We start from the raw sequence: 2,934 nt of genomic DNA, 5'->3' as shown, positions 1-2,934 counted from the left end.
ATGCCAAGGCATCCACCGTGTGCTCTTAAAAACTTGACCACAAAAGATCAAGGAGTAATTTTCGAGAGAACCACAGAAACCACCACCATCACCCCAAAAGGCAACAGCGACAGATCCAGGTTCATATTCTTGGAAATTGCTTCTTATAAAAGATGCTCGCGTCCACTATGTAGTTCTCAAACAACAACCCCGTACCACACACCCCACACACGCCCCACAAAAGGGAACAACCGTGTGATCGGTGCAGCCAGGAAACCAGAAACAAACCAGCCCCGGAAGGGAAAACCCTCCCGGTCCTGTTGTCTCAGGACCCAACAGTGTGCCAAACACTACCCAGCAGCTCATTCCGGCGTGCGTTCCAGGGTTGTAGGTGCTCCTTAGAAAGGAGGTGATCCAGCCGCACCTTCCGGTACGGCTACCTTGTTACGACTTAGTCCCAATCGCCAGTCCCACCTTCGACAGCTCCCTCCCACAAGGGGTTAGGCCACCGGCTTCGGGTGTTACCAACTTTCGTGACTTGACGGGCGGTGTGTACAAGGCCCGGGAACGTATTCACCGCAGCGTTGCTGATCTGCGATTACTAGCGACTCCGACTTCATGGGGTCGAGTTGCAGACCCCAATCCGAACTGAGACCGGCTTTTTGGGATTAGCTCCACCTCACAGTATCGCAACCCTTTGTACCGGCCATTGTAGCATGCGTGAAGCCCAAGACATAAGGGGCATGATGATTTGACGTCGTCCCCACCTTCCTCCGAGTTGACCCCGGCAGTCTCCCATGAGTCCCCGCCATTACGCGCTGGCAACATGGAACGAGGGTTGCGCTCGTTGCGGGACTTAACCCAACATCTCACGACACGAGCTGACGACAACCATGCACCACCTGTGAACCGGCCCCAAAGGGGAAGGACTGTTTCCAGCCCGGTCCGGCCCATGTCAAGCCTTGGTAAGGTTCTTCGCGTTGCATCGAATTAATCCGCATGCTCCGCCGCTTGTGCGGGCCCCCGTCAATTCCTTTGAGTTTTAGCCTTGCGGCCGTACTCCCCAGGCGGGGCACTTAATGCGTTAGCTACGGCGCGGAAAACGTGGAATGTCCCCCACACCTAGTGCCCAACGTTTACGGCRTGGACTACCAGGGTATCTAATCCTGTTYGCTCCCCAYGCTTTCGCTCCTCAGCGTCAGTTAATGCCCAGAGACCTGCCTTCGCCATCGGTGTTCCTCCTGATATCTGCGCATTTCACCGCTACACCAGGAATTCCAGTCTCCCCTACATCACTCTAGTCTGCCCGTACCCACCGCAGATCCGGAGTTGAGCCCCGGACTTTCACGGCAGACGCGACAAACCGCCTACGAGCTCTTTACGCCCAATAATTCCGGATAACGCTTGCGCCCTACGTATTACCGCGGCTGCTGGCACGTAGTTAGCCGGCGCTTCTTCTGCAGGTACCGTCACTTTCGCTTCTTCCCTACTGAAAGAGGTTTACAACCCGAAGGCCGTCATCCCTCACGCGGCGTCGCTGCATCAGGCTTGCGCCCATTGTGCAATATTCCCCACTGCTGCCTCCCGTAGGAGTCTGGGCCGTGTCTCAGTCCCAGTGTGGCCGGTCACCCTCTCAGGCCGGCTACCCGTCGTCGCCTTGGTGAGCCATTACCTCACCAACAAGCTGATAGGCCGCGAGTCCATCCAAAACCACAATAAAGCTTTCCACCCCCCACCATGCGATGAGGAGTCATATCCGGTATTAGACCCAGTTTCCCAGGCTTATCCCAGAGTTAAGGGCAGGTTACTCACGTGTTACTCACCCGTTCGCCACTAATCCCCGGTGCAAGCACCGGATCATCGTTCGACTTGCATGTGTTAAGCACGCCGCCAGCGTTCATCCTGAGCCAGGATCAAACTCTCCGTTGAAGTAAAACAGACACAACATGCGCCCCCGGGAAAACGGGAYACACACGCTGCACAAAATTTGAAACCAGCCAAAAACACCAGACCACACCACGGGGTGGCGGGCCCGGCAAATTCAACCAATTCAATACAATAAATTGGTATCAACAAACTTGGCACACTATTGAGTTCTCAAACAACAGACACACCCGGCACCACCRCAACCAACAWTCAGTCAAGGATCGCTCCGGAGCAACTTTTCAAACTTACCCGGCCGCTTCACCCTAGTCAAATCGGCGATCCAGACTCATTCTTGCCATAGGCTTCTGGGTCTTGGTGGCCGTTCAACTCCGGGGAGCAGCGCGGAAATAAACTCTACCACCACTTGGACCGGCTGACAAAGCGGCGCCGAAGACGGTGCAGAAAAGCCCGGAATCACGGGGATTCCGGGCCTCTCGCAAACACTTCCCCACGCGCGCCAGACCTGCTGCCCGGGCGCTGCGCCTAGCTCCTAGCCCAGCGGCTTGAAGTACGCGGCCCCTAGCGGAGGCAGGGTGACGGTGAGCATGGCCGGTTGTCCGTCCAGGCCGTCCTTCGTCGCGGTCAGGGTTCCAGTGTTCTCCACCCCGGAACCGCCATAGCTGGCGGCGTCGGTGTTGAGCACTTCCTGCCACTCGCCGGCGGTCGGGACGCCGAGGAGGTAGTCCGTGTGCGGGCCGCCGGAGAAGTTCACGGCGCAGACCAGCGGGTTGCCGTCGGCGTCGCGGCGGATGAACGTCAGCACATTGCGGTCCGAATCTCCCCCATTGATCCACTGGAACCCTTCGGGCTGGTTGTCCCGCTCGTACAGCGCCGGCGTGGAACGGTAGAGCTCGTTGAGATCCTTGGTCAGGAGCTGCATGCCGTTGTGCGCCGGGATGTCCGCGAGCCACCAGTCCAGGCCGTACTGCTCCGACCACTCCGCTTCCTGGCCGAATTCGGTGCCCATGAAGATCAGCTGCTTGCCCGGGTGGGCCCACTGATATCCCAGGAATGCGCGCAGGTTTGCCA

At 57.8% G+C, this 2,934-nt stretch carries 1 protein-coding gene and 1 rRNA gene; both read right to left on the bottom strand.

Annotated features, from left to right (window positions below; all coding sequences use genetic code 11):
• Nucleotides 1–381 precede the first annotated feature (381 nt).
• Nucleotides 382–1,908, bottom strand: a 16S ribosomal RNA gene (locus AC1D1W_RS20470).
• A gap of 487 nt (nt 1,909–2,395) precedes the next feature.
• The coding region (locus AC1D1W_RS20465) for an alpha amylase C-terminal domain-containing protein (RefSeq protein WP_476944672.1) at nt 2,396–2,934 on the bottom strand (539 nt) is incomplete at its 5' end.

Source organism: Arthrobacter sp. P1_B4, assembly GCF_056406555.1.
The sequence above is the reverse complement of the archived record's forward strand: the minus strand, read 5'-3'. Positions and strand labels throughout refer to the sequence as shown.